The sequence below is a fragment of the Streptomyces sp. NPDC034037 genome (assembly GCF_055575715.1).
On sequence record NZ_JBVISC010000002.1, the window covers coordinates 979,532 to 1,001,015 of the forward strand.

Annotated in this window: 20 protein-coding genes; 7 read left to right on the plus strand and 13 right to left on the minus strand. The window is 74.3% G+C overall.

Going from position 1 to position 21,484, the window contains the following annotated elements; all coding sequences use genetic code 11:
* Positions 1-88: 88 nt before the first annotated feature.
* The 3 genes from ACZ516_RS09885 to ACZ516_RS09895 form a co-directional block, all read right to left on the minus strand.
* A complete protein-coding gene (locus ACZ516_RS09885; RefSeq protein WP_358698906.1) occupies positions 89-514 on the minus strand; it encodes an OsmC family protein in 426 nt (141 codons plus the stop codon).
* 195 nt (positions 515-709) lie between these two features.
* A complete protein-coding gene (locus ACZ516_RS09890) occupies positions 710-2,284 on the minus strand; it encodes an MFS transporter (protein ID WP_469009458.1) in 1,575 nt (524 codons plus the stop codon).
* Between the two features lie 71 nt (positions 2,285-2,355).
* Positions 2,356-2,829: a MarR family winged helix-turn-helix transcriptional regulator gene (locus tag ACZ516_RS09895; RefSeq protein ID WP_469009460.1), complete on the minus strand. Its 474-nt coding sequence runs from the start codon at positions 2,827-2,829 to the stop codon at positions 2,356-2,358.
* A gap of 149 nt (positions 2,830-2,978) precedes the next feature.
* Between ACZ516_RS09895 and ACZ516_RS09900 the strand changes: the two genes are divergently transcribed.
* Both ACZ516_RS09900 and ACZ516_RS09905 read left to right on the plus strand, forming a co-directional pair.
* The gene (locus tag ACZ516_RS09900; RefSeq protein ID WP_469009461.1) at positions 2,979-3,656 is read left to right on the plus strand and encodes a DUF7019 family protein; all 678 of its coding nucleotides are present in this window, start codon (positions 2,979-2,981) and stop codon (positions 3,654-3,656) included.
* Positions 3,657-5,690 carry a HEAT repeat domain-containing protein gene (locus tag ACZ516_RS09905; RefSeq protein ID WP_469009462.1) on the plus strand — a complete coding sequence of 678 codons (2,034 nt, stop codon included), beginning with the start codon at positions 3,657-3,659 and terminating at the stop codon, positions 5,688-5,690.
* A 172-nt stretch (positions 5,691-5,862) separates the two neighbouring features.
* On the opposite strand, the gene ACZ516_RS09910 is transcribed toward ACZ516_RS09905, so the two are convergent.
* From ACZ516_RS09910 to ACZ516_RS09920, 3 genes are all read right to left on the minus strand, one after another.
* On the minus strand, positions 5,863-7,296 hold the full coding sequence (locus ACZ516_RS09910; RefSeq protein ID WP_469009464.1) for an amino acid permease: 1,434 nt from the start codon (positions 7,294-7,296) through the stop codon (positions 5,863-5,865).
* 83 nt (positions 7,297-7,379) lie between these two features.
* Positions 7,380-9,530 (minus strand): phage holin family protein, encoded by a 2,151-nt coding sequence (locus ACZ516_RS09915; RefSeq protein WP_469009465.1) that lies wholly within the window; start codon positions 9,528-9,530, stop codon positions 7,380-7,382.
* A gap of 133 nt (positions 9,531-9,663) precedes the next feature.
* A complete protein-coding gene (locus ACZ516_RS09920; RefSeq protein WP_469009467.1) occupies positions 9,664-10,092 on the minus strand; it encodes a hypothetical protein in 429 nt (142 codons plus the stop codon).
* 82 nt (positions 10,093-10,174) lie between these two features.
* Here ACZ516_RS09920 and ACZ516_RS09925 point away from each other — a divergent pair, with 82 nt between their 5' ends.
* Positions 10,175-10,951, plus strand: a complete 777-nt coding sequence (locus tag ACZ516_RS09925; RefSeq protein WP_361086497.1) for an MBL fold metallo-hydrolase — start codon at positions 10,175-10,177, stop codon at positions 10,949-10,951.
* Positions 10,948-11,565 carry a DedA family protein gene (locus ACZ516_RS09930; RefSeq protein ID WP_358590579.1) on the plus strand — a complete coding sequence of 206 codons (618 nt, stop codon included), beginning with the start codon at positions 10,948-10,950 and terminating at the stop codon, positions 11,563-11,565. Before ACZ516_RS09925 ends, ACZ516_RS09930 begins: the two co-directional genes overlap by 4 nt.
* 50 nt (positions 11,566-11,615) lie before the next feature.
* Here the strand turns inward: ACZ516_RS09930 and ACZ516_RS09935 are convergent, their stop codons facing one another.
* The 3 genes from ACZ516_RS09935 to ACZ516_RS09945 form a co-directional block, all read right to left on the minus strand.
* Complete coding sequence (locus ACZ516_RS09935; protein ID WP_361084112.1) at positions 11,616-12,644, minus strand: MBL fold metallo-hydrolase; 1,029 nt, start codon at positions 12,642-12,644, stop codon at positions 11,616-11,618.
* Between the two features lie 14 nt (positions 12,645-12,658).
* Positions 12,659-13,888, minus strand: a complete 1,230-nt coding sequence (locus ACZ516_RS09940; RefSeq protein WP_469009469.1) for an aminotransferase class I/II-fold pyridoxal phosphate-dependent enzyme — start codon at positions 13,886-13,888, stop codon at positions 12,659-12,661.
* A gap of 259 nt (positions 13,889-14,147) precedes the next feature.
* Complete coding sequence (locus ACZ516_RS09945; protein ID WP_469009471.1) at positions 14,148-14,855, minus strand: ANTAR domain-containing response regulator; 708 nt, start codon at positions 14,853-14,855, stop codon at positions 14,148-14,150.
* A 73-nt stretch (positions 14,856-14,928) separates the two neighbouring features.
* Between ACZ516_RS09945 and ACZ516_RS09950 the strand changes: the two genes are divergently transcribed.
* Positions 14,929-16,050 (plus strand): nitrogen regulation protein NR(II), encoded by a 1,122-nt coding sequence (locus tag ACZ516_RS09950; protein ID WP_469009473.1) that lies wholly within the window; start codon positions 14,929-14,931, stop codon positions 16,048-16,050.
* Between the two features lie 12 nt (positions 16,051-16,062).
* On the opposite strand, the gene ACZ516_RS09955 is transcribed toward ACZ516_RS09950, so the two are convergent.
* Positions 16,063-16,896, minus strand: a complete 834-nt coding sequence (locus tag ACZ516_RS09955; RefSeq protein ID WP_469009474.1) for an RNA polymerase sigma factor SigF — start codon at positions 16,894-16,896, stop codon at positions 16,063-16,065.
* A gap of 262 nt (positions 16,897-17,158) precedes the next feature.
* Here ACZ516_RS09955 and ACZ516_RS09960 point away from each other — a divergent pair, with 262 nt between their 5' ends.
* A complete protein-coding gene (locus ACZ516_RS09960) occupies positions 17,159-18,970 on the plus strand; it encodes a thiamine pyrophosphate-requiring protein (RefSeq protein ID WP_469009476.1) in 1,812 nt (603 codons plus the stop codon).
* Positions 18,971-19,063: 93 nt separating this feature from the next.
* Positions 19,064-19,504: a CBS domain-containing protein gene (locus tag ACZ516_RS09965; RefSeq protein ID WP_358589178.1), complete on the plus strand. Its 441-nt coding sequence runs from the start codon at positions 19,064-19,066 to the stop codon at positions 19,502-19,504.
* A 34-nt stretch (positions 19,505-19,538) separates the two neighbouring features.
* Here ACZ516_RS09965 and ACZ516_RS09970 read toward each other — a convergent pair whose 3' ends face one another.
* The 3 genes from ACZ516_RS09970 to ACZ516_RS09980 form a co-directional block, all read right to left on the minus strand.
* Entirely contained in the window at positions 19,539-20,549 is a 1,011-nt protein-coding gene (locus ACZ516_RS09970; protein WP_469009478.1) for a Ppx/GppA family phosphatase, read from the minus strand.
* Between the two features lie 64 nt (positions 20,550-20,613).
* The gene (locus ACZ516_RS09975) at positions 20,614-21,234 is read right to left on the minus strand and encodes a TIGR03086 family metal-binding protein (RefSeq protein ID WP_361084093.1); all 621 of its coding nucleotides are present in this window, start codon (positions 21,232-21,234) and stop codon (positions 20,614-20,616) included.
* The gene (locus tag ACZ516_RS09980; protein WP_358589172.1) at positions 21,231-21,467 is read right to left on the minus strand and encodes a DUF6158 family protein; all 237 of its coding nucleotides are present in this window, start codon (positions 21,465-21,467) and stop codon (positions 21,231-21,233) included. Before ACZ516_RS09980 ends, ACZ516_RS09975 begins: the two co-directional genes overlap by 4 nt.
* Between the last annotated feature and the right edge of the window lie 17 nt (positions 21,468-21,484).

The window sequence follows — 21,484 nt, forward strand, 5'->3', positions numbered from 1 at the left end:
CCCGGACCGTCGTCGCCGTCCGACGCGACGATGCCGCCACCCCCTGACGGGGACGGCGGCATCGCGGTGTGCGCCGGGCGGCGGCGCGTCAGGCCAGCTTGGCCGACAGGGTGATGGTCGTGCCGGTCAGTGCCTGGCTGACGGGGCAGTTCGCCTTGGCGTCCTCGGCGGCCTGGGTGAAGGCGGCCTCGTCCAGGCCCGGCACCTCGCCCTCGACGGTGAGGTGGATGCCGGTGATACCGGTGCCCGGCTGGAAGGTGACGTCGGCCGAGGTGGTCAGGCGGCTCGGCGGGGTGCCCGCGCCGGTCAGGGCGTGCGACAGCGCCATGGAGAAGCAGCTGGAGTGGGCGGCGGCGATCAGCTCCTCCGGGCTGGTCTTGCCGTTGGCCTGCTCGGCGCGCGACGGCCAGGACACGGCCTGTTCGCCGATGCCGGAGGAGTCGAAGGTGACGGTGCCCGAGCCCTCCGTCAGAGAGCCTTCCCAGACCGTGTGCGCGGAGCGCGTGGTTGCCACGATGCAGTTCCCTTCAGTGCGGTTCCGTGAGCGGAGTGCGGTTCCGTGATCGGAGGTTCCGCTGCCACCATCCGATCACACTCGCGGGCAGAACGTTACGTCCGCACCTCCCCGGGTCGCGGGCGGCCGCCCCGCCGCGGGCGTCCGGGCGCGGGTGGACTCCGTCGCCGCGGACGCCGCAGCGGGTGGTCACCGTCACCGCGGGGCGCGCCGCACCCCGGCCACGGCGAGGATCGCGCCCAGGAGGCACAGCACTCCGGTGACGAGTACGGCGGTGTGGACGCCGTTCATGAACGCCTGGCCGCTGCCTTCGGTGACCGCGGCCCGCAGCTGTGCGGGCATCTCACCGGAGACGGGGGCGACCCCCATGGCCACCGCGTCCTTGGCCTCGTGCAGCCCCTCGGCCAGGGGCACGGGCACCCCGGCGGAGGTCAGCTCGCCGGTGAGGGTCGAGCCGACCCGGCCGCTGATCAGGGAGACGAGGACGGACGTACCGAGCGCGCCGCCGATCTGCAGCGCGGTGGCCTGCAGTCCGCCCGCCACCCCGGCGTCCCTGACCGGCGCCTTGCCGACGATCGCTTCGGAGGAGGCCGCCATCACCATGCCGACGCCGAGACCGAGCGCGACGAACGGCGGCCACATCGCGGCGTACGAGGAGTGGACGCCCCAGCCGAGCATGCCGAAGGAGGCGGCGGCCTGGAGGACCATGCCGGCCGGCATCGTCAGGCGGGCACCGAACTTCTCGGTGAGCTTGGCGCCCAGCGGCGAGGCGAGGACGGAGGCGAGGCTGAGCGGCAACGTGCGGACACCGGCCTCGACCGGCGTGAAGCCGCGGACGTTCTGGAGGTAGAGCATGACGAAGAAGATCACGCCGAGCAGGACGAAGAAGTTGACCGCGGTGATGAGCGTCCCGATGGTCAGCGCGGGGTCGCGGAACAGGCGCATCGGCAGCAGGGGCTGCGTGACGCGCGTCTCGTACCAGCCGAAGGCCAGCAGGACGAGGAGGCCGGCCGCGAGGGTGCCCAGGGTGGGGCCCGAACTCCAGCCCCACGTCTCGCCCTTGACCACCCCGAAGACGACCGCGAGCAGGCCGAGGGCGAGCAGGACGACGCCGGGTACGTCGAAGCGGTGCCGGTCGGCGGGGTTCTTGCTCTGCGGCAGCACCAGCGCGCTGAAGGCGAGGGCGACGACGCCGATCGGCGCGTTGATGTAGAAGACCGACTCCCAGGTGACGTGCTCGACGAGCAGGCCGCCGACAATGGGGCCGAGCGCCGTGGACACGGACGAGACCATCGCCCAGATGCCCACCGCCATACCGAACTTCTTCGGCGGGAACACGGCGCGCAGCAGGCCGAGCGTGTTGGGCATGAGCAGGGCGCCGAAGAAGCCCTGTGCCGCGCGGAAGGCGATGACGCCCTCGATCGAGCCCGCGAGGCCGATGGCGACGGAGGCGGCCGTGAAGCCGAGGACGCCGATCATGTAGAAGGTGCGTCGCCCGAACCGGTCCCCCAGCTTCCCGCCGAGAATCAGCGCGGCGGCCAGCGCGAGCAGGTACGCGTTGGTGACCCATTGCAGATCGGCGGTGGACGCGTGCAGGCCGCGGCCGATCTCCGGGTTGGCGATGGAGACGACGGAGCCGTCCAGGCCGACCATGAACAGGCCGAAGGCGACGGCGACCAGCGTGAGCCAGGGGTTGCCGCGACGGCGGTGCGGCGCGTCGGGCGGGGAGGGTGCGGGCAGGGGTGAGTGATCCACGACAGTGGAGGGCATGGACGTGCCTTGTTTCTCGGAGAGCGGGGCGAGCGGCTGCGGGGCGCGGACAGTCGCGCGGGCGCCGTCGGTCAGTGGGCGGCGGGATGAATGTGCGGGGCCAGCCCGCGCAGGGCGCCGAGGGCGGACCCGATCGCGGCGCGGTCCCCGTCGGTGAGGGCGTCCAGCGCCTCGCTGACGTACCCCTGCAGGAGGTCTCCTACCGCGGCGAGGCGGCGCCGCGCCTCGGCGGTGGTGTGCAGGTGGGCGACGCGCTTGTCGTCCGGATCCTGCCGGCGCTCCAGCAGTTCCCGTCCGACCAGTTGCGTGACCAGGGCGCTCACGTTGTTCGGCTTCATCAGCAGCTCGTCGGCCGCCTCGCGCACGGTGACGCCGTCCCGCTCCGCGACGAGCCGCAGCAGCGCCAGCTGGCCCTCGGGCAGCTTGGTGTGCGGGAAATCCTGGGCCAGCCGCCGGTCGAGCGCCCGGTGCAGCGCGGGCAGAGCGACCGCGAGCCCGGAGGCGAGGCGGCGCGGGTCCTGCTCTGGCGCGGGGGAGGCGGGCATACGCCGATCATAGGTATGGGTACATACCTATGTCAACATAGGCTTCTTGGTTCGGGACCGAGTACGTGACCCGGTGATCCTGGTCCGCAAGTGCGGCAAGTATGGGATGCTGCGGCCGACGTACACACCGTCCGGGGGGCTGGTCAGGCGTGCGGTACTACCTCTACGTCTCCACTGCCAAGGTGGACATGCTGTACGGGCAGATCCCGCCGAGGCTGCTGCGGCGTCTCGCCGTCGAGGCCAAGGTCGACCTGAAGGTCGTGAGCGTGGCGGTGCAGTCACCGCGCGCCGACACGAGCGCGTACGACCGTCTCGACCTCGTGGAGGCCTACCTGGAGCGGGAGTTCGACGTCGGCTGGATGACGGAGCCGACGGCCTGGTTCCGCGGGGACCTGGGGTTGCGGATCGCGGGGTACGGCGACGCGAACGGACCGACGCTGATGATGGGCGAGGACGGTGACACGCTGGTCGCGCTCATCGGCTCGGCCCACCACTTGATCGGCTACCAGATCGCGCCCGACATGCCCAGGGTCGGTTTCTCGGGACTGCCGTCGATGTTCGCACTGCTGCGGGACTTCCCGCCCGAATGGGAATCGCAGATGAGGGTCCCCCGGCGGAACGGTAGGCGCACCGCGGACGGAGCCAGCATCATGCGCGAAGTACGCCAGTGCGCCGAGGCGTTGACGGTACCACCGGTGTACGGCGAGTTCCTGGCACGTCAGTTGCTGCGTGGCACCGTGACACGGGAGGACGGGCGGGAGATGACGGTCGTCATCGGGACACCGGTGTACGTGGCGATGTCGGACCCGGCGGGCGGGGAGGCCTGAGTGGAGCGGGCGACGTCGTGGGCCGAGCTGGTGCGGATGCGCGTGGAGGGCGATGTCGTGGGCCTGTGCCGGGCCGCACGGTCCGCTGACCAGGACATCGCGGAGTCGGCGGTCCGACTGCTGGGCGGCAGCACGGGATCGCCGGAGGCCGTCGAGGCGCTCCTCGCCTGCCTCCGGCGGAACGACGGGACACATCCTGGACTGCGCTGGTGCGCCGCGGAGTCGCTGGGTCGGCTGCGGGAGCGGCGCGCGGTGCCGGCACTGGTGCGGCTGCTGGCCGAAGGGCGCGACAGTCGCGTACAACCGGTTGAGTCCGTGTGCGAGGCGCTGGCCGCCATCGGGGGTCCGGAGGCCGTAGGCGGACTCCTCCACGTGCTCGACCTGGTGGCGGGCGACCACCACAGGTACACGGCCGTGCCGGTGCTCGACGCGCTGGCCCGGCTGCGCCCGCGCGAGGCGGTGACGCCGCTCCTCGCCTCCCTCTGGCACTATCTGCCCGACCACGCGGGACACCTGGTACGCACGCTCGGGGCGATCGGCGACCCGCGCGCCGGCTCCGCGCTCCTCGTCCTCGTGCACTCCCCCACCTCGGACACGCACCTGCGCCGGGCCGCGCTCCGGGCGCTGTACGCGCTGCGGGCCCGCGCCTGGCCGCCCGGACGCCGCTATCCGTCCGCCGAGGAGGTGCTGCGCGAGACGCAGCGCGACCCGGACCCCGACACGGGCCGCCTCGCGACGGCCCTGCTCTCCCGGACCGGGGGCGGCCGGGAGTTTCTGTGGGGTGTGCTCCGGGCGGCGGCCCACGCACCGCACGACGCCGCGTGCCCGCCGCACGCCGTGGCCGCCGTCTGCGACCGTGTCGCGGACGCCCCCGGCCTCTTCGGCGTGGACGTGCCCGGCCGGTCCGCGTACGTCGCCCTGCTCCGGCACCACCTGCGAGAGGCAGCGGCACCGACCGTGCGCCGGGCAGCCGCCCGTGCCCTCGCCGCCTGCGCGGGCCCCGGAGTGGGCGAGGCGCTGCTGGTGGCCCTGGGCGACGCGCGGATCAGCGACACAGTGTCGGACCTGCTCGCCGGCCTGCGCAAGCCGCCGCTACGGGAGGCCCTGGCCCTGCTCGCCGACCCGGACCGGCCCTCGGCCCAACGGAGCGGTGCGGCACGGACGTTGGGAGCGGCCCGGTACGCGGCCGCCGTACCCTCGCTGCTGGCCGCCCTGGCGGACGACACGTCCCCGACGGCGGTGCGCACCTCGGTCGTGGACGCGCTCGGCGCCCTTCGGCTCCGGGCGGGATCCGCACCCCTCGCGGCCCTGGCGCGGGACGAGGGGCAGCCCGGCACCGTGCGCGCCCGCGCGGTGCGGGCCCTCGGCCTGATCGGCGCGCCGGACACGCTGCCGGTGGTGTTGGCGTGCGCCCGCTCCCCGCACGAGGCGATACGGGGGCGGGCCGCGACGGCGTTGGGCGGTTTCCCGGTGCCGGCGGCGGCCAGGGCGCTCGGGGAGGTCGTCGCGCACGACCCGGAGCCCGACATCGCGCGGGCCGCCGCGCGCGCCCTCGGCCGGATCGGCGCCGCGGCCTTGCCCGTCCTCGTCCAGCTCGCGGATGACGTACGCGAGGTCGCCGCGGACCAACTCGTCGCGGCGCTTGCCGTTCGCTCCGAGGCCGAGGCGACGCGGGCGCTGGGCCGGCTGGCGGCGGTGCCCCCGACCCGGGAGGCGGCGCGCGACGCCCTGTGTGAGCGGGGCACACCGGACTGCGTCGAGCCCCTGGCCGCGCTGCTCGACGCCGACTTGCATCCCCACACCCAGGAGACCGTCGTACGGGCGCTGCTGCGGATCGGCACCGACGAGGCATACGAGCGGCTGCTGTACCACTGCCTCAGGGCCACGCATGTCCGCCAGTGGCACATCGAGGTGCTGGACGTCATGGCCCGTGCACGCATCCGTCCCCGCGCGTGGCCCACGCCGGAACCGGCGGCCGGCCGCCGGGAGGCCCGCGGCGAAAACGGGCCGCATGCGGTCGGCGCCGGTGCCTGAAGTGTTCGAGGCGGCGGCGCAGGTGCGCGGGAGCGTCGAGGTCGGCTACGAGCTGGACGGCGACGAGGCGTACCCCGCGGCCCGAAAGCTGATCGAGATCGGCTCGCCGGACAGCATGTTCCGGACGCGGCGCTGGGTCGTCGCCCCCCCCTGGCGAGGTAGGCCCCGGGGCTCAGGCGCGAGAGGTGGCGGTCCGCTGCTTGCGGGCCGCCATCACCGCGTACACCAGCACCCCGAGGAACAGGAAGAGCACGCCCTGGTAGACGGCCGCGTACCCGGAGCCGGCGACCAGCCACAGGGAGAACGCGAACGCGACGCCCGCGAGGAGCCCGTCGCGCACCAAGCGCCCGCGGTGGACGCGCTCGCCCTGCCCGGAGACCAGGAAGTAGATCTGCGCGACGGTCGCCAGCAGGTACGGCACGGTCGCGGTGAACGTCGTGATCAGGACCAGCGACTCGAAGACGCCGCCGGAGCCCGCCGTGTAGTTGTAGACGGTCAGCAGCGAGGCGAGGACGACGGTGACGAGGACGCCGACGGTCGGCACGCCGCGCTTCTTCTTCGCGAACGCGCTCGGGAAGAGGCCGTCCCGCGCGGCCGCGTACGGCGTCTGGGCGCTCAGCAGCGTCCAGCCGTTGAGGGCGCCGACCATGGAGACAAGGGCGGCCAGCGCGACGGCGGTGCCGCCCCAGGAGCCGCCGAACATGGCGTTCACGGCGTCCGAGAAGGGCGCGCTGGAGCCCACCAGCTCGTCGTGCGCGACGGTCCCGAAGACGGCGAGGGTACCGAGCAGGTAGACGAGCGCGGCGCCGAGCGTGCCGAGGATGGTGGCGCGTCCGACGTTGCGCCGGGGGTCGCGCACCTCGCCGGCGCTGACGGCGGCCGACTCCACGCCGAGGTAGGAGAAGAGCAGGATGGCGGCGGCCGCCGAGACGGCGCCGACCGGACTGTCGTCGCTCGCCCGGAAGGGCCCGAGGTTGGCGCTGTCGAAGAAGAAGAGGCCGCCGACGGCGACGAGCAGCAGCGGCAGGAACTTCAGTACGGTGGCGACGAGCTGGACCGCGCCGACGTACCGGGTGCCCGCGAAGTTGGCGAGGGCGGGCAGGAGTTGCAGGGCGAGGGCGGCGAGGCAGGCGGTCCACTTGTGCTCGTCGACGGGGATGAGCACGTCCAGGTAGCCCACGGCGGCGACGGCAAGGGCCGCGTTGGAGACCCAGGTGGTGATCCAGTACGACCAGGCGGCCAGGAAGCCCGCGAAGTCGCCGAAGGCCTCGCGGGCGTAGACGTAGGGGCCGCCGGTGCGCGGGTCGCGTTCGGCCAGGCGCCCGAAGACGAGTGCCAGGGCTATCGCGCCGACGGTCAGGACTCCGAAGGCGACCAGGCTGATCGTGCCGAAGGGCGCGACGGAGGCCGGGAGCAGGAAGATGCCGCCGCCGATGATGTTGCCCGTCACGAGACAGGTGGCGATCGGCAACCCGAAGCGCCTGGCGTGCTTGCTGGGCGCCTGTTCCGCCGGTGCCGGTGCCTGTTCCGCCAGTGCCGGTTCCGGTGCCGGCGGTGCCTGTTCGGGGGCCGGAGCCGACTGCGGTGCGGTTCCGGTGTCGTGCATGGGGTGCTGCGCCTCTCGTCGTGCCCGGGTGCCCGGGATCGCCGGGCGAAGCCATGGTCGGGCACGGCGGACGCTGCTCCAAATCAGCGTGTTTTGTCCTGCACGGCCGGGTCGGCGGCCGCAAAAGCTGTGCCGACGGGCTCCTCGGGCAGTGGATCATTCACCGGAACGGGAGCCTCCGCGACGGTCACCGGCACCTCGGGCCCCAGCGCCTCGCCCAGCCAGCGGCGCAGCACCCGGTGGACCGCTTCGGCGCCGACCAGCTCCTGGCCGTCCGCGACGGGGGCGGAGAGCACGAGCGGGGACAGCAGGAAGGCACGGCTCTGCGCGCCGCCGAGCCCGCCGTGCGAGCCGATCTGCTCCTCGAAGGCGAGCACCTCGCCCTCGAGCGGGTCGTACCAGGAGTTCACCATGATGTCGGCGGCGTGCGGAAAGCCGTCGGTGCGGCGCACCGCGTCCGCCGCCCCCGGCCCGAAGTCCGCGAGCGGCCCGAGGTCGGCCGGCTCCTCGTCCAGGTACACCTCGGCGCCCCGCGCCCCGAGCACCAGCGGGCCGCGCTCCGCACTGCGTACGAGGAGGAAGCCGACGCCCGGGTGGTCGGCGAGGGTGGGCAGCAGCGCCGGATGGCGGCGGTCGATCTCCTCGCGGGTCATGCGGTGCCCCACGTCGGGGAAGGACACGAGCCCCAGATTGCCGGAGGCCAGCACGATCGGCTCCGCGTGGTGGGCCGGGCGGTGCTCCCCCGCGCCCTCCTCGACCGGGCGGCGCAGCGCCGCCCGTACCGCGGCCCGGGCCTCGGCGCCGCTGTGCGTGCGCCGCGCCCGGCGCGGCACGGGCAGTCCGCAGCCGGCCCGCACGAGGTCGGCGAGGGTGAGGCCGTAGCGGGCGCGGAAGGTCTCGCCCGGGCTCTGCCCGTGGTCGGAGAGCAGCACGATGCGGTAGGCGCGCGGCGCGTGCTCGGCGACCTGGGCGAGCAGCGCGAGCGAGCGGTCCAGGCGCCGGAGGACCTTCTCCACGTCGGGTCCGGTCGGCCCGGAGTGGTGCGCCACTTCGTCGTAGGCGACGAGGTCGGCGTAGACCGCGCTGCGCCCGGCGAGCATGTCGCCGATGACGGCGGCGACCACCACGTCCCGCTCCACGACGGTCGCGAAGGCGCGGATGAAGGGGTAGAGCCCGCCGCGGCCCACGCGCGGGCGGCGGCGCTCGACGCGGGCGCGCGTGGACTCGCCGATCTCCCGGAAGACCTCCGCGACGAAGGAGAGCGCGGTGCGCACGGCGTTGGCGGGATCGGAGAAGTAGGCGAAGTATCCGGCGCGCGAACGGTTCTTCTTGTCCCTGCGCGCGGCCATGGACAGGACGAGCGCGAGCTGCTCGGCGCCCCCGCTGAAGAGGTTGCCGCGGCTGGCCCCGTCGACGGTGAGCAGGCCGCCGTCCCCGGCGCGGCGGACGGCGCGGCGCTGCAACTCGACGGCGGAGGCGGGCCGGTTGCTGACCATGACCTCGCCGGTGTCCTTCTCGTACCACCGGAATGCGGGCACGTCGTGGTTGGAGCCGTGCAGGATGCCGAGCTGGCTGGCGCCGGTCTGGCTGGACCAGTCGGTGCGCCAGGGGGTCAGGCGGTGGGTCGCGGCGCCCTCCTCCCCCAGCCAGCGGCCGACGGTGGGCATGAGGCCCTTGGCGACGGCGCCGCGCAGCACGTCGTGGCCGACGCCGTCCAGCTGGATGAAGACGGTGCCGGGGGCGATGGGGCCCGGCCGCTCCCGGGTGCCGCGCCGCTTGCGGCGGTCGGCGAGGCGGTACAGGCGTCGCCGGTAGGCGTCGTCGTCCCGGACGGCGAGGGCGCCGCCCGCGGCCGAGGCGACGGCCGACATCACCGCGGCGACGACGACGGCGGTCTCCGCGCCGGCCTCGCCCCGGTCCTCGGGGATGAGGCTCAGGGCGAGCAGCAGGAGCGAGCCGTTGAGGAAGAAGGCGAGCACGCCGAGCACGAGGGCGGGCACGAGCAGCAGGGCGCGCACCAGCAGCGGCCACACCAGGGCGGAGAGCAGACCGAAGGCGCCGGCGCCGTAGGCGGCGGTGACCGCGATGCGGGTGGCGCTGTCGCCGTCGTCCGCCTGGAGCTTGAAGTCCGGCAGGATCCCGGCGAGGACGAGCATCGTCAGGGTGCTGACCGCCCAGACCGCGACCACCCGCCACAGGGTGCTGCCGACCCTGCGCCACCGTGCTCTCCCCACGCCCTGCCCTCTCGCCCTTCCCCCCGAACCGGACACCAGCGTGTCACAACCCGTCGGGGCGGGGCCCGGCGCCCGTCGATCAAGGACGGTCAGCGGCTCGGTCCACGAAGGTCAGCGGCTCGATCAAGGAAGGTCAGCGGCCGTCGTAGCCCGCGGTCGGCATGGACAGGCGGCGGTGCACCCTGGCCTTCATGCGCGCGTCGTACGCGGGTTCGGCGAGGCCCGCCGTCTCCATCCGCACCCCTCGCCGCGCGCACTCCGCGGTGAACTCCTCGGGGCAGCGCAGGGCGCGCTCCAGGACGCGGCGGCTCGGCACGACGAAGAGGTCGACGAGGCCCGCCTCGACATCGGCCCACAGCATCACGTGGTCCGCGCGCAGCTCCCGTACGAGGAATTCGCGGGTGATCACATAGCCCTGGTCGGCGGCCCAGCGCGCGCAGAGCGCGTACTGGCTGCGCGAATCGACCAGGAAGGGGTCGGCGTCCAGCTCCTCCAGAGGGGTGAGGCTGGCGATGGCCGCCGCCCGCACCACATGCCCGCCGGCGCCCGGGGCCTGTCCCATGGCGTCCCCCTCACCTCGGTCCCGGCCGCCGACCCTACTCCTGGCCGTAGGCTCTGAGACAGTCGTACGAAGGAGGAACCGGGTGCCCGTCGAGGTCACATGGTGGGGCCACGCCACTTGCACGGTCGAGGATTCGGGCGTCCGCGTACTCACCGACCCCCTTTTCGCCCGCCGTCTCGCGCATCTGCGGCGGCGCAGGGGCGCGCCGCCACCGCCCGGCGCGGCGGTCGCCGACGTCGTGCTCGTGTCGCATCTGCACGCCGACCACCTGCACATTCCCTCGCTCGCGCGGCTCGCGCCGGGCACCCGTGTGCTGCTCCCGCGCGGCGCGGCACGCTCGGTGCCCGGACTGACCCGCAGACTGTCCCACCTGCGCTTCACCGAGGTCGGGCCCGGCGAGGAGGTCCCGGTCGGCGACGTGGTCGTACGCGTGGTCCCGGCGCTGCACGACGGGCGGCGGCTGCCCATGGGGCCGCAGCACTCCCCCGCGCTCGGCTACGTCGTGCACGGTGAGGCCCGCACCTACTTCGCGGGGGACACCGGGCTGTTCGACTCGATGGCGGCCGAGGTCGGGGACGTGGACGTGGCGCTGCTGCCGGTCGGCGGCTGGGGGCCCTATCTGGGGCACGGGCATCTGGACGCGGGCCGGGCCGCCGAGGCGCTCGCCCGCATCGCGCCGCGCAGCGCGATCCCGGTGCACTACGGCACGTACTGGCCGATAGGGATGGACGCGGTGCGTCCCCACGAATTCCACGCGCCGGGGCACGAGTTCGTGCGCCACGCGGCGCGGCTTGCCCCGAAGGTGGCGGTGCACCGGCTCGCCCACGGCGAGAGCGTGCTGCCGGAGGTGTCCGGGTGATCCTCGCCGTGGCGGCCCAGGTGTCGCCGCAGAGCACCCAGCAGGCCGTCGCCTATCCGTCGCTGTTCCTGCTGGTGGTGATCGGCGCGCTGGTGCCGGTGGTGCCGACGGGCGCGCTGGTCAGCTCGGCGGCGGTGGTGGCCCTGCACCGGATGCCGCCGTACGCGCTGCTGATCGTCTTCGGTGTCGCCGCGCTCGCCGCGTTCCTCGGCGACATCGCCCTGTACTGGCTGGGGCGGCGCGGCTTGCGGTCGAAGAACGGCTCGCGCTGGCTCAAGGCGCTCCGCGATCGGGCGCCCGAGGAGCGGCTCGCGCAGGCGCAGGACAAGTTGCGGGACCACGGGGTCATGGTCCTGGTGCTGTCCCGGCTCGTGCCCGCCGGGCGGATCCCGGTGATGCTGGCGTGCCTGATGGCCGACATGCCGCTGCGCCGGTTCGCCCGCGGGGACATGCCCGCGTGCCTGGCGTGGGCGGTGACGTACCAGTTGATCGGCGTCCTGGGCGGCTCGCTGTTCAAGGAGCCCTGGGAGGGGGTCGCGTTGGCGATCGCGCTGACGGTGCTGATCAGCGTGGCGCCGAGCGCGTGGCGCAGGGTGCGGGGCGCCCCCGCCTAGGTCGCGTCTGCGGGGTTGTCGGCCTGGGCCGTGTCGGGGCGCGGGCGGCCTCAGTCCAGTACTCGGGACGCCCCCACCGGCAGGTCCCACAGGTCCTCGCGGGGCCGGCCGGTCCTCTCCCAGGCCGCGCGGACCCGGGTGAGGGGTTCGAGGACCGGCTCGGCGGAGAGCAGGAACGTGCCCCAGTGCATGGGGGCCATCCGCCGGGCGCCGAGGTCGAGCGCCGCCTGGACCGCTTCCTCGGGGTCGCAGTGGACGTCGCTGAGCCACCATCGCGGGTCGTACGCGCCGATGGGCAAGAGCGCGAGGTCGATGCCGGGAAAGCGATCGCCGATCCGCCGGAACCAGTGGCCGTAGCCGGTGTCGCCCGCGAAGTGGACCCGCCGCCCCCGGGCGTCGGTCAGGACCCAGCCGCCCCACAACGTACGGCAGGTGTCCAGCAGGCCCCGCTTGGACCAGTGGTGGGCGGGCACGAAGTCGAGGCGCACCCCGCGCAGCCGTGCGCCCTCCCACCAGTCGAGTTCCGTGACGCGGCTGAAGCGGCGGCGGGTGAACCAGCGGCCGAGCCCGGCGGGGACGAAGACCGGGGTGTCCCTCGGGAGCCGGCGCAGGGTCGGCGCGTCCAGGTGGTCGTAGTGGTTGTGGCTGATGACGACCGCGTCCACGCGCGGCAGCGCGCTCCAGGCGACGCCCACGGGGGTGATCCGGGCCGGGGTGCCGAGGATCCTGCGGGACCAGACCGGGTCGGTGAGGACGGTCAGGCCGCCGATGCGGACGATCCAACTGGCGTGGCCCGCCCAGGTGACCGCGACCGTGTCGGCGTCGACCGGGGGCAGGGGGCCGGGCTCGTAGGGCAGCCGTCCGAGGTCGGCGAGGCCTTCGGGGCCGGGCCGCAGGGCCCCTTCGCGGGCGAACCGCGCGAAGGCGCGCAGGCCGGGCAGCGGCGTGGTCAGCCGGTCGGCGAACGACCGGGGCCACCGGCGGGGGCCGCCGAGCGGGGGCGGCGGCGCGGTCGGAGGGAGTTCCTGCTGCCGCGAGCGCCCCCGCCGCGCCTGCTCGTGCGCCTGCTGCTGGGTCACCGAGGGGGCTCCCTTCACCGTGCTTCCGCGCGGAGGTCGTCGAAGGCGGCCGCGCATATGCGCAACGCCCGGTCCACGTGCGGCAATGCCAGGGGGTCCGGTGCGTCCAGAGACGCCAGGCGCTCCTCGGGGGTTGAGCCGAGGAGCGGTCCGGTGGACAGCCGTACGCGCAGCGCGTCGATGGCGTCGCCGAACCGGTGGCCGCCGGGCGCGGGCATCCCGAGGCGGGTGCCGAGGAAGTCCTCCAGGTCCTGGGCGTCGCCGACGCCGCGCGCGGCGAGCGCGGGGCGCAGCGGGCCGAGGTCGACGTAGAGGTGGCGGCCCGCCTGCGGGGGCCTGGCCAGTGCGCCGGCGGCCAGGACGGCGCGGCGCGCGGCGGTGGCCACGCGTGCGTGCAGGCGGACGGTGGCCGCCAGCCGCTCGGTGACCTCGTCCGGTTCGGCCAGCGCGTACGCCGCAGCGGCGGCGGCCGGGGCCGCCAGGGACGCGCCGAGGGCGGTGAGGACGTCGAGAGTACGAGCGCGCAGGGCGGCGCCCTGTGCCGTGAGGGGGAAGCGGGCGAGGGCGGCGGGCAGGCCCGGGGGCAGGAAGGGGCCGCCGAGGTCGCCAAGGACGGTCACCCGCTCGTGGTCCATCTCGGCGGGGCCGATCAGGACGGTGTCGCGGGGGTGGTGCAGGGTGTCGCGCCAGGTCTCGTCGCTGACCACGTGCAGTCCCTCGCCGGCCGCCGCCTCGACGGCCTCGTGCAGCACCTCGGGGGGCGGCACGGTGGCGGTCGGGTCGTCGGCGACGCTGAGCACGAGCAGCCGTGGCCGGCCGCCCTCGGCGCGGACGCGGCGGACGGTCTCCAGAAGGGCGTACGGGTCGGGGACGCCGCCGCACTCGGCGGGCGTCGGCACGTGGTAGACGCCGTGGCCGAGCAGCCGCGCCTGGGGCGCCCACCAGGCGGGGCAGGGGCGCGGCAGCAGGACGTCGCCGCCGAGGGCCGCGGTGAGGGCAAGGAGCAGGGGCGGGGCGCCGGGGGCGGCGACGAGGTGGTCGTGCCCGGCGGGCAGTCCGCGGCGTGACCAGTAGCCGCCCGCCGCGTCCAGGAGGGCGGGGCCGCCGCCGGGGGTCTCGCCGTCGGGGCGGGCGGCGGCCGAGGCGGCGGCGGACGCCACTTCCGGCAGGACGGGCAGGCCCGCCTCCGGCACGGGCGGCCCGTACCGGACGGGGCCGCGGCCCTCGGGGTCCGTCCGCCTCATGCGTACCTCCGTGCACTCTCGTGCCCCTGTCCTGCCCCGTCCGGCGGGTGTGTATCCAGGCCACGGCCGTACGCCCATGACACCGCGCACCCGCCGCTCCCGCCCGCGCTGGCCCCCGGCCGGGTGAGCGAACGGGTCCCCCCGCGCCGTCGCGGCGGAGAGGCCCGGGCGGGTGTGGCCGCCTCCGGTACGGGTGGGACTGGGCCGGCGGAGCAGGTCACCGGGCCGACGGGGGGCATCGGCGCACGTCGTGGAACGGTCAGTCGGCCATGGAGGCCAGTTCACGTTCCAGGCCGCGGCCCTTGGTCTCGACCAGCGCCGCCGCCACCTTTGCGAGTTTGCGGTTCGTCGTCTGGGAGATCCGGCGCAGCACCGCGAACGCGGCGTCCGCCTCGCAGCCCAGGACGTGCATGACGATGCCGCACGCCTGGTCCACGACGGGACGGGTGCGCAGGGCCGTGCCCAGCTGGTCGAGTTCGCTGAGGGCGGCGCGGTAGTACCGGTCGCGCGCGAAGCTCGCCGTGGCGAGGTCGCCGAGGGCCCGCACGGGGCCGTGCGGTACGTCGGCCAGGGCGCCGGGGCGGAAGCCGAACAGGGTCAGGGTGACCGTGAGCCCGGCGCGCCGGAAGGGCAGGGTGACGCTGGACCGCACACCGGAGTCGAGGGCCATCGCCCGGTACTCGGGCCAGCGTTCGTCCCGCAGCAGGTCCCCGGAGTCGACCGGGGCCCCGCGCTCCTCGGCGGCGGGGATGGGCCCCTGCCCCGAGCGCAGCTGCACCGAGACGAGCCCGGCCAGGTCGGGGTGGGTGACGGCGGCGGGGCGCTCTTCGCCGCCGTCGGTGACCGTGGTGCTCGCGCCGCAGCACGCGGGGGCGCAGCGCTTGGCCTGTTCGGCGAGTTCGGAGAGCCTGCGGCCGGGGAACGCTGATTCCGGTCGGAGCAGGTCCGGGTCCGGCAAGGGCGCCATGGGGTGTTCCTCCTCTCCGCTTCGGCTTCCCCTCCCGCCTTCCGGAAAACGGCCCGGGCGATAGGTTCGGCACATGTCTCACACGGAGGAGTTCGGTGAAGAGCTGGCGGATTTCGTGCGCCGTGTCGCCGAATTGAAGTCGGCCCGTTCCGTGCCGCGGGGCGACCTGGGCACAGTGCTCGACGCCGCGATCTTCGAACTCGACCATGTCGCCGACCGGTTGTGGCCCACGTACGAACGTCTCGGCGCCGGCGGTCACCGCGGCGCTGCGTCGGACCGGGACGAGGAGCGGCTGCTGCGGGCCCTCTTCCAGCGGCTGCCCCTGCCGGTGGCGCTGATCGACAGGGAGAGCGTGATCCGGCGGATGAACGTCGCGGGCACGGCGCTGACCGGGGTCCGCGCCGGTTTCGCGGCGGGGCGGCCGCTGACCGGTTTCCTGCTGCACGCCGACCGGGTCGCGTTCCGTTCGCAGACCGCTGCGGTCGCCCGCGGCGAGGGCGACCGCAGCCTCGTCGTCCACTTCCAGCAGAGCCCCGACCTGCCGGTACGCGCCACGCTCACCGCGCTGCGCCCCGGCACCGAGCCGCGCACGGCGGTCCTGGTCGTGCTGCAGCCCGAGACGGCCCGCGCACCGCAGCCGCCGCCCGCGCCGAGGCCCGCCCCCGACCTGGGCGAGGCGACCCGGCACGCGGCCCAGCTCGACCTGGCGGACGCGATGACGACGGCGCTGCTCACGGCCCCCGCCGGCAGCCGTACGGCCGTCCTGGCACGGGCCGCGGCCGTGCTGCACGGACGGTTCGCGGACTGGGTGATAGCCGACGACGGGGCCGCCCGCCCCCGGCGTACGACCGTCCTCGGCCCGCCGGGCGCGCCGGTCGACGAGGTACGGGCGCAGGAGCCTGCGGCGTGCCCGCTGGTGGTCGAGGCGGCGCGCGGCGGCTCGTCGCTCCAGGTGCGCCCGGAGGACCCGGACGCCTTCGGCAGGGACGCGACCGGCGCGCACGTCCTGGTGCGTGCCGAGGTCACCTCCCTGCTGTGCGTGCCGCTCGCCGCCCGCGCGGACGCTCCCCCGGAGGGCGTCCTCACGCTGTTCCGGTGCGGTGCCCGGCCCGCCTTCTCGCTGGCCGAAGCGCGGGCGGTCGATGTGATGTCCCGTCATCTGGCGCTGGCCCTGCGGGGCGCCGACGGGATGTGAGGATGCCCGAGGTCAGGCGGCGTCCCGCAGGACCTGGTCGCGCAGCCGGTCGCAGCAGCGGTTGATCAGCCGGGAGACGTGCATCTGCGAGATGCCCATCTCGTCGGCGATGCGGCTCTGCGTCATGTCGCCGAAGAACCGCATGTACAAGATGGTGCGCTCCCGCTCCGGCAGCTGCTCGATGCGGGGCCGCACGGACTCCCGGTCGACGACGACGTCGAGCGCGGGGTCGCAGCCGCCCAGGGCGTCGCCGAGGGAGTAACCGTCCTCGCTGCCTGTGAGTTCGGCGTCCAGGGAGAGCGCGGTGAAGCTCTCCAGCGCCTCCAGGCCGGTCTTCGCCTCCGCCACGCTCATGTGCGCGTGCTCGGCGATCTCGGTGGTGGTCGGGGCGCGCCCGGAGACGGTCTGCGAGAGGTCCTGGCGGGCGAACCGGACGCGGTTGCGCAGGTCCTGGACGCGGCGCGGCACGTGCAGGGTCCACATGTGGTCGCGGAAGTGCCGCTTGATCTCGCCGGTGACGGTCGGGACGGCGTAGCTCTCGAAGGCGGTGCCGCGCCGCGGGTCGTAGCGGTCGACGGCCTTGACGAGGCCGAGGGCGGCGACCTGGCGCAGGTCGTCGAGGGACTCCCCCCGGTTGCGGAAGCGGCCCGCGAGGCGCTGGGCCATGGGCAGCCAGGCCTGGACGACCTCCTGGCGCAGGGCGTCCCGCTCGGGGCCGTCGTCCAGGTCGACGAGGCGTTCGAAGGCCTCGGTGGTGTCCGGTGCGTCGTCGTGCGGGTGGCGCCCGTTCCTGGCCGGCGCGGCGGTGCTTCCGGGCGGTACGGCGGTGCTCGTGTGGGAACGCATGGCGCGTCGCAACTCCCTTGGGGGTGCCTGGGGATGGACGGTCACCGTGGGAGTGCGTGGACGTCGGACCACGACGGGGACACACCCGGGGACGAGCGATGCGGCCGCTCCCACGGACGTGCCTCCGGTCCGAAGCACTGTTTCTGCGCCTGCCCCGCGTGTGAGGGGCCAAACACCCCGGTTCCGGTCGTAGGTTTCTGACGGGTCCCGCCGGACACCCGGAGGTGACCGCCGATCCCCGATCCCTCCGGAGGGTTCCGTCATGAGCGTCAAGGTCGCCGACCACATCCTGGAGAGGCTGCGCGCCTGGGGGGTCGAGCAGGTCTTCGGCTACCCCGGGGACGGCATCAACGGCCTGCTCGCCGCGTGGGGCAGGGCGGAGGACCGGCCGAGGTTCGTGCAGGCACGGCACGAGGAGATGGCGGCGTTCGAGGCGGTCGGGTACGCCAAGTTCGGCAAGCGCCTCGGCGTGTGCGTGGCGACGTCCGGGCCGGGCGCCATCCACCTCCTGAACGGGCTGTACGACGCGAAGCTCGACCATGTGCCGGTGCTCGCCATCGTCGGCCAGACGAACCGCAGCGCGATGGGCGGCTCGTACCAGCAGGAAGTCGACCTGCACACGCTGTTCAAGGACGTGGCGTCCGACTTCGTGGAGACGGTGACGGTCCCCGAGCAGCTGCCGAACGTTATCGACCGCGCGATCCGCACCGCGTACGCGCGCCGCTGCCCGACCGCCGTGATCATCCCCGGTGACGTGCAGGAACTGGACTACTCGCCGCCGCCGCACGAGTTCAAGATGGTGCCCTCCAGCCTGGACCGCAGCGGCTGGACGGCGCTGCCCTCGCCGACGGCCCTGGAGCGGGCCGCGGAGGTGCTGAACGCCGGCGACAAGGCGGCCATCCTGATCGGCCAGGGCGCGGCCGGCGCGCGCGCCGAGGTCGAGGAGATCGCGGAGCTGCTCGGCGCGGGCGTCGCGAAGGCGCTGCTCGGCAAGGACGCGCTGAGCGACGAGCTGCCCTACGTCACCGGTTCGATCGGTCTGCTCGGCACGCGCCCCTCGTACGAGATGATGCGGGACTGCGACACGCTCCTGACGATCGGTTCGAGCTTCCCCTACGCGCAGTTCCTGCCGGAGTTCGACTCGGCGCGCGCCGTGCAGATCGACATCGACCCGCACATGGTCGGCATGCGCTATCCGTACGAGGTGAACCTCGTCGGCGACGCGCGGGCGACGCTGCGCGAGCTGATCCCGCTGATCGACAAGGAACGCCGCGCGGTCAGCCGCGAGTGGCAGGAGGAGATCCGCGCGAACGTCCGGCGCTGGAACGAGGTGATGGAGCGCAGGGCCGAGCAGTCCGCGGACCCGGTGAACCCGGAGTACGTGGCGCGCGCCCTGGACCCGCTGCTGCCCGACAACGCGCTCATCACGTGCGACTCGGGTTCGGTGGCGAACTGGTACGCGCGTCACCTCACGATGCGCGGTGACATGCGGGCCTCGCTGTCGGGGACGCTCGCCACGATGGGGTGCGGTGTGCCGTACGCGATCGGGGCGAAGTTCGCGCATCCCAACCGTCCCGTCATCGCCCTGGTGGGTGATGGCGCGATGCAGATGAACGGCATGGCGGAGCTGATCACGGCCGCCAAGTACCGCCACCGGTGGGACGATCCGCGGCTGATCGTCGCCGTGTGGAACAACCAGGACCTGAACCAGGTCACGTGGGAGATGCGGGCCATGGGCGGCGCCCCCTCGTTCCTGCCCTCGCAGGCGCTGCCGGACGTGCCGTACGCGGAGTTCGCGCGCTCCATCGGGCTGACCGGCATCCGGGTGGAGCGTCCCGAGGACGTCACGGCGGCCTGGCGGGCTGGCCTGGAGGCCGATGGGCCCGTGGTCCTGGACTTCCGCACCGACCCGGCGGTGCCGCCGATCCCGCCGCACGCGACGTGGGAGCAGATGGAGGCGACGGCGGAGTCGGTCCTCAAGGGCGACGCGGGCCGCTCCTCGATGGTGCGGCAGGGGCTGAAGGCGAAGGTGCAGGAGTTCTTGCCGGGGTCGGGCAAGAAGGGCAAGGCATAGGGGGGCTCGACGCATGGCCCGCCGGGACAGGGGTACTGCGGGCGAAGTCACCCCGGCGAACCTCTGCCGATCTCACGCAGGAAGGGCTCAGCCATGGCCGAATTCGTAAGGGACGTCATGACGCCGGGTGTGGTGGCGGTGCGCCCCGACGCCTCACTCGTCGAAGCGGCGCAGCTCATGCGCGCCCAGGACATCGGGGATGTGCTGGTCGCCGCCGACGGCCACGTCCTCGGCGTGCTCACCGACCGGGACATCGCGCTGCGCGCCGTGGCCGACGGGGCCGATCCGCTGACCGTCAGCGCGCAGGCCGTGTGCACGCCCGACCCCGTGGTGGTGGCGCCCGGGGACGCCGTGGCGGACGCGGTCGATCTGATGCGCGACCACGCGGTCCGCAGGCTGCCCGTCGTGGAGGACGGCCACCCGGTGGGCATGGTGAGCCTCGGCGATCTGGCGCTGGCGCAGGACCCGACGTCGGCGCTGGCGGACATCACCCGCGCCGACCCGGACAGCTGGCCGGGGATCCACCAGGCCTGAGGGCCCGGAATCCACCGGGCCTCGGGGTCCGGCGTCAGGTCGAGGTGGCGAGGCGCAGGGGCGACATATCGCCGGGCGCTGTGCCGGCGGTGGATCCGGGGTTCTCCCGGGTCCACCAGGTGGCGTCGCCGTCCTCGATGTAGCGCAGCAGGATGCCTTCGCGCAGCGCCCAGGGGCAGACGGTCAGCACTTCGAGGCCGGTCAGCTTCATCGCCGTGTGCGCCACCACCGCGCCGGCCAGGCACTGGCTCGCGCGGGCCGCGGAGATCCCCGGCAGCTGCGCGCGCCGTTCGGCGGGCAGCCGGGCCAGTTCCTTCAGGGCGGCGCCCAGCTCCACGCGGCCCAATTCGCGCTGCACGAAGGGGCCGTAGCGGCCCGGTGCGGCGCCGCACAGCCGGGCGAGCTGCTGGAACGTACGCGAGGTGGCGACGGCCGTGTGCGGCATCTCCCAGCGGATCCGCGCGGCCACGTCCCGCAGCTGGTGGCGGACCTGGCGCCGGACCGCCTTGATGTCCCGCTCGCGCGGCGGGTCCTGCCCGTCGAAGAAGTCCCGCGTCAGGCGGCCCGCGCCCAGCGGGAGCGAGGCGGCGTAGTCCGGGAGCCTGCTGCGCCCGAAGGCCACCTCGAAGGTCCCGCCGCCGATGTCGAGGAGCACCAGCGGCCCGGCGCGCCACCCCATCCAGCGGCGGGCGGCGAGGAACGTCAGCTCCGCTTCGGCCTCGCCGGTCAGGGTGCGCAGTCTGAGCCCCGCCCCGGCCTCCACGGCGTCGAGCACCTCGGCGCGGTTCGGCGCGTCCCGCACGATGGAGGTGGCGAAGGCGAAGGGCTCGGCCACGCCCCACCGCTGGGCCTGGACGCGGATGTCGCGCACCGCGTCGACGAGCCTGCGGACCGGCTCCTCGCCGAGCCGTCCGTCGCGCTCCACGTCCTCGGCGAGCCGCAGCCGGCGCTTGACCGTGTGGACGGGCAGCGGCACCTGCCCGTCGGCATCCGCCACGACGAGCCGTACCGTGTTCGACCCCACGTCCACCACGCCCACTCTCATGGCTGGTCGGTTACCCCGATGTGAACAAAAGGAATCGGCCGCATGGCGGGCGCGGGGTCGCAGGTCACGCCCGGCGTCCGACCAGAGCGAGCAGTCTGCTCTGCGCGTCGGCGCCCGGCGGCGGCTCCAGGGGCGGATCGAACAGGCCGCTCTTCGCCAGTTCCGCCGCGTACGGTTCGATCTCCCGCGCGGCGAAGTCGACCAGGTCCCCGGGCAGCGTCTCGTCGGCGCCGATCGCGCGGGACAGGTCCCAGGCGTGCACCACCAGGTCGGTGGTCATCTGGCCGCAGTAGAAGGTGGCGGGGGTCTCGCCGAAGGAGAGGTGGACGGCGCGGTCCAGGGCGCGCGGCGCGCGGAACGCCGCGCGGGAGGCGGCGGCGGCCGTCTCCCAGGCGGCGACCGGGTCGGAGCCGAGCAGGTCGCCGTCGAAGGTGTCGCCGACGTCGTCGACCGTGGCGCCGTCGCGGACCAGCGGCGGCACCCACAGCTGTTCGGACACGAGGTGGTTGACCAGGTCGCGCACGGTCCAGTCGGTGCAGGGGGTGGGCGCCTGCCACTGGTCGTCGCGCACGGCGCGCACCCGGTCGGTGAAGAGGTCGAGCGCCTCGCCGTGCCGGGCCAGTACGGGTGGGCCCGTGCGGTCGTGCGCAGAGCCGGCGGGCGGGTCGGTGCGGTCGTCCGTCATGAGTCCGCGGTCCCCCTCTCCCGCGCGCCCGAGCGGGTCCGCCCGGGGGCGACGGACCGGCGCGGGTGCCGGCGCAGGTACTCGCCCTCCAGTTCCGCCATCCGCTCGTCGTGGGTCCGCAGGGCGTCGTCCGAGCCGTGCAGCAGGGTGGTGTGCCGGGTCCGGTGGATGGCCTCCAGCTCCTTGATGAGCTGCTGGTCGTCCAGCTGACCCGGGTCGACTCCGTTGCTCATGGATCGCTCCTCGTCGC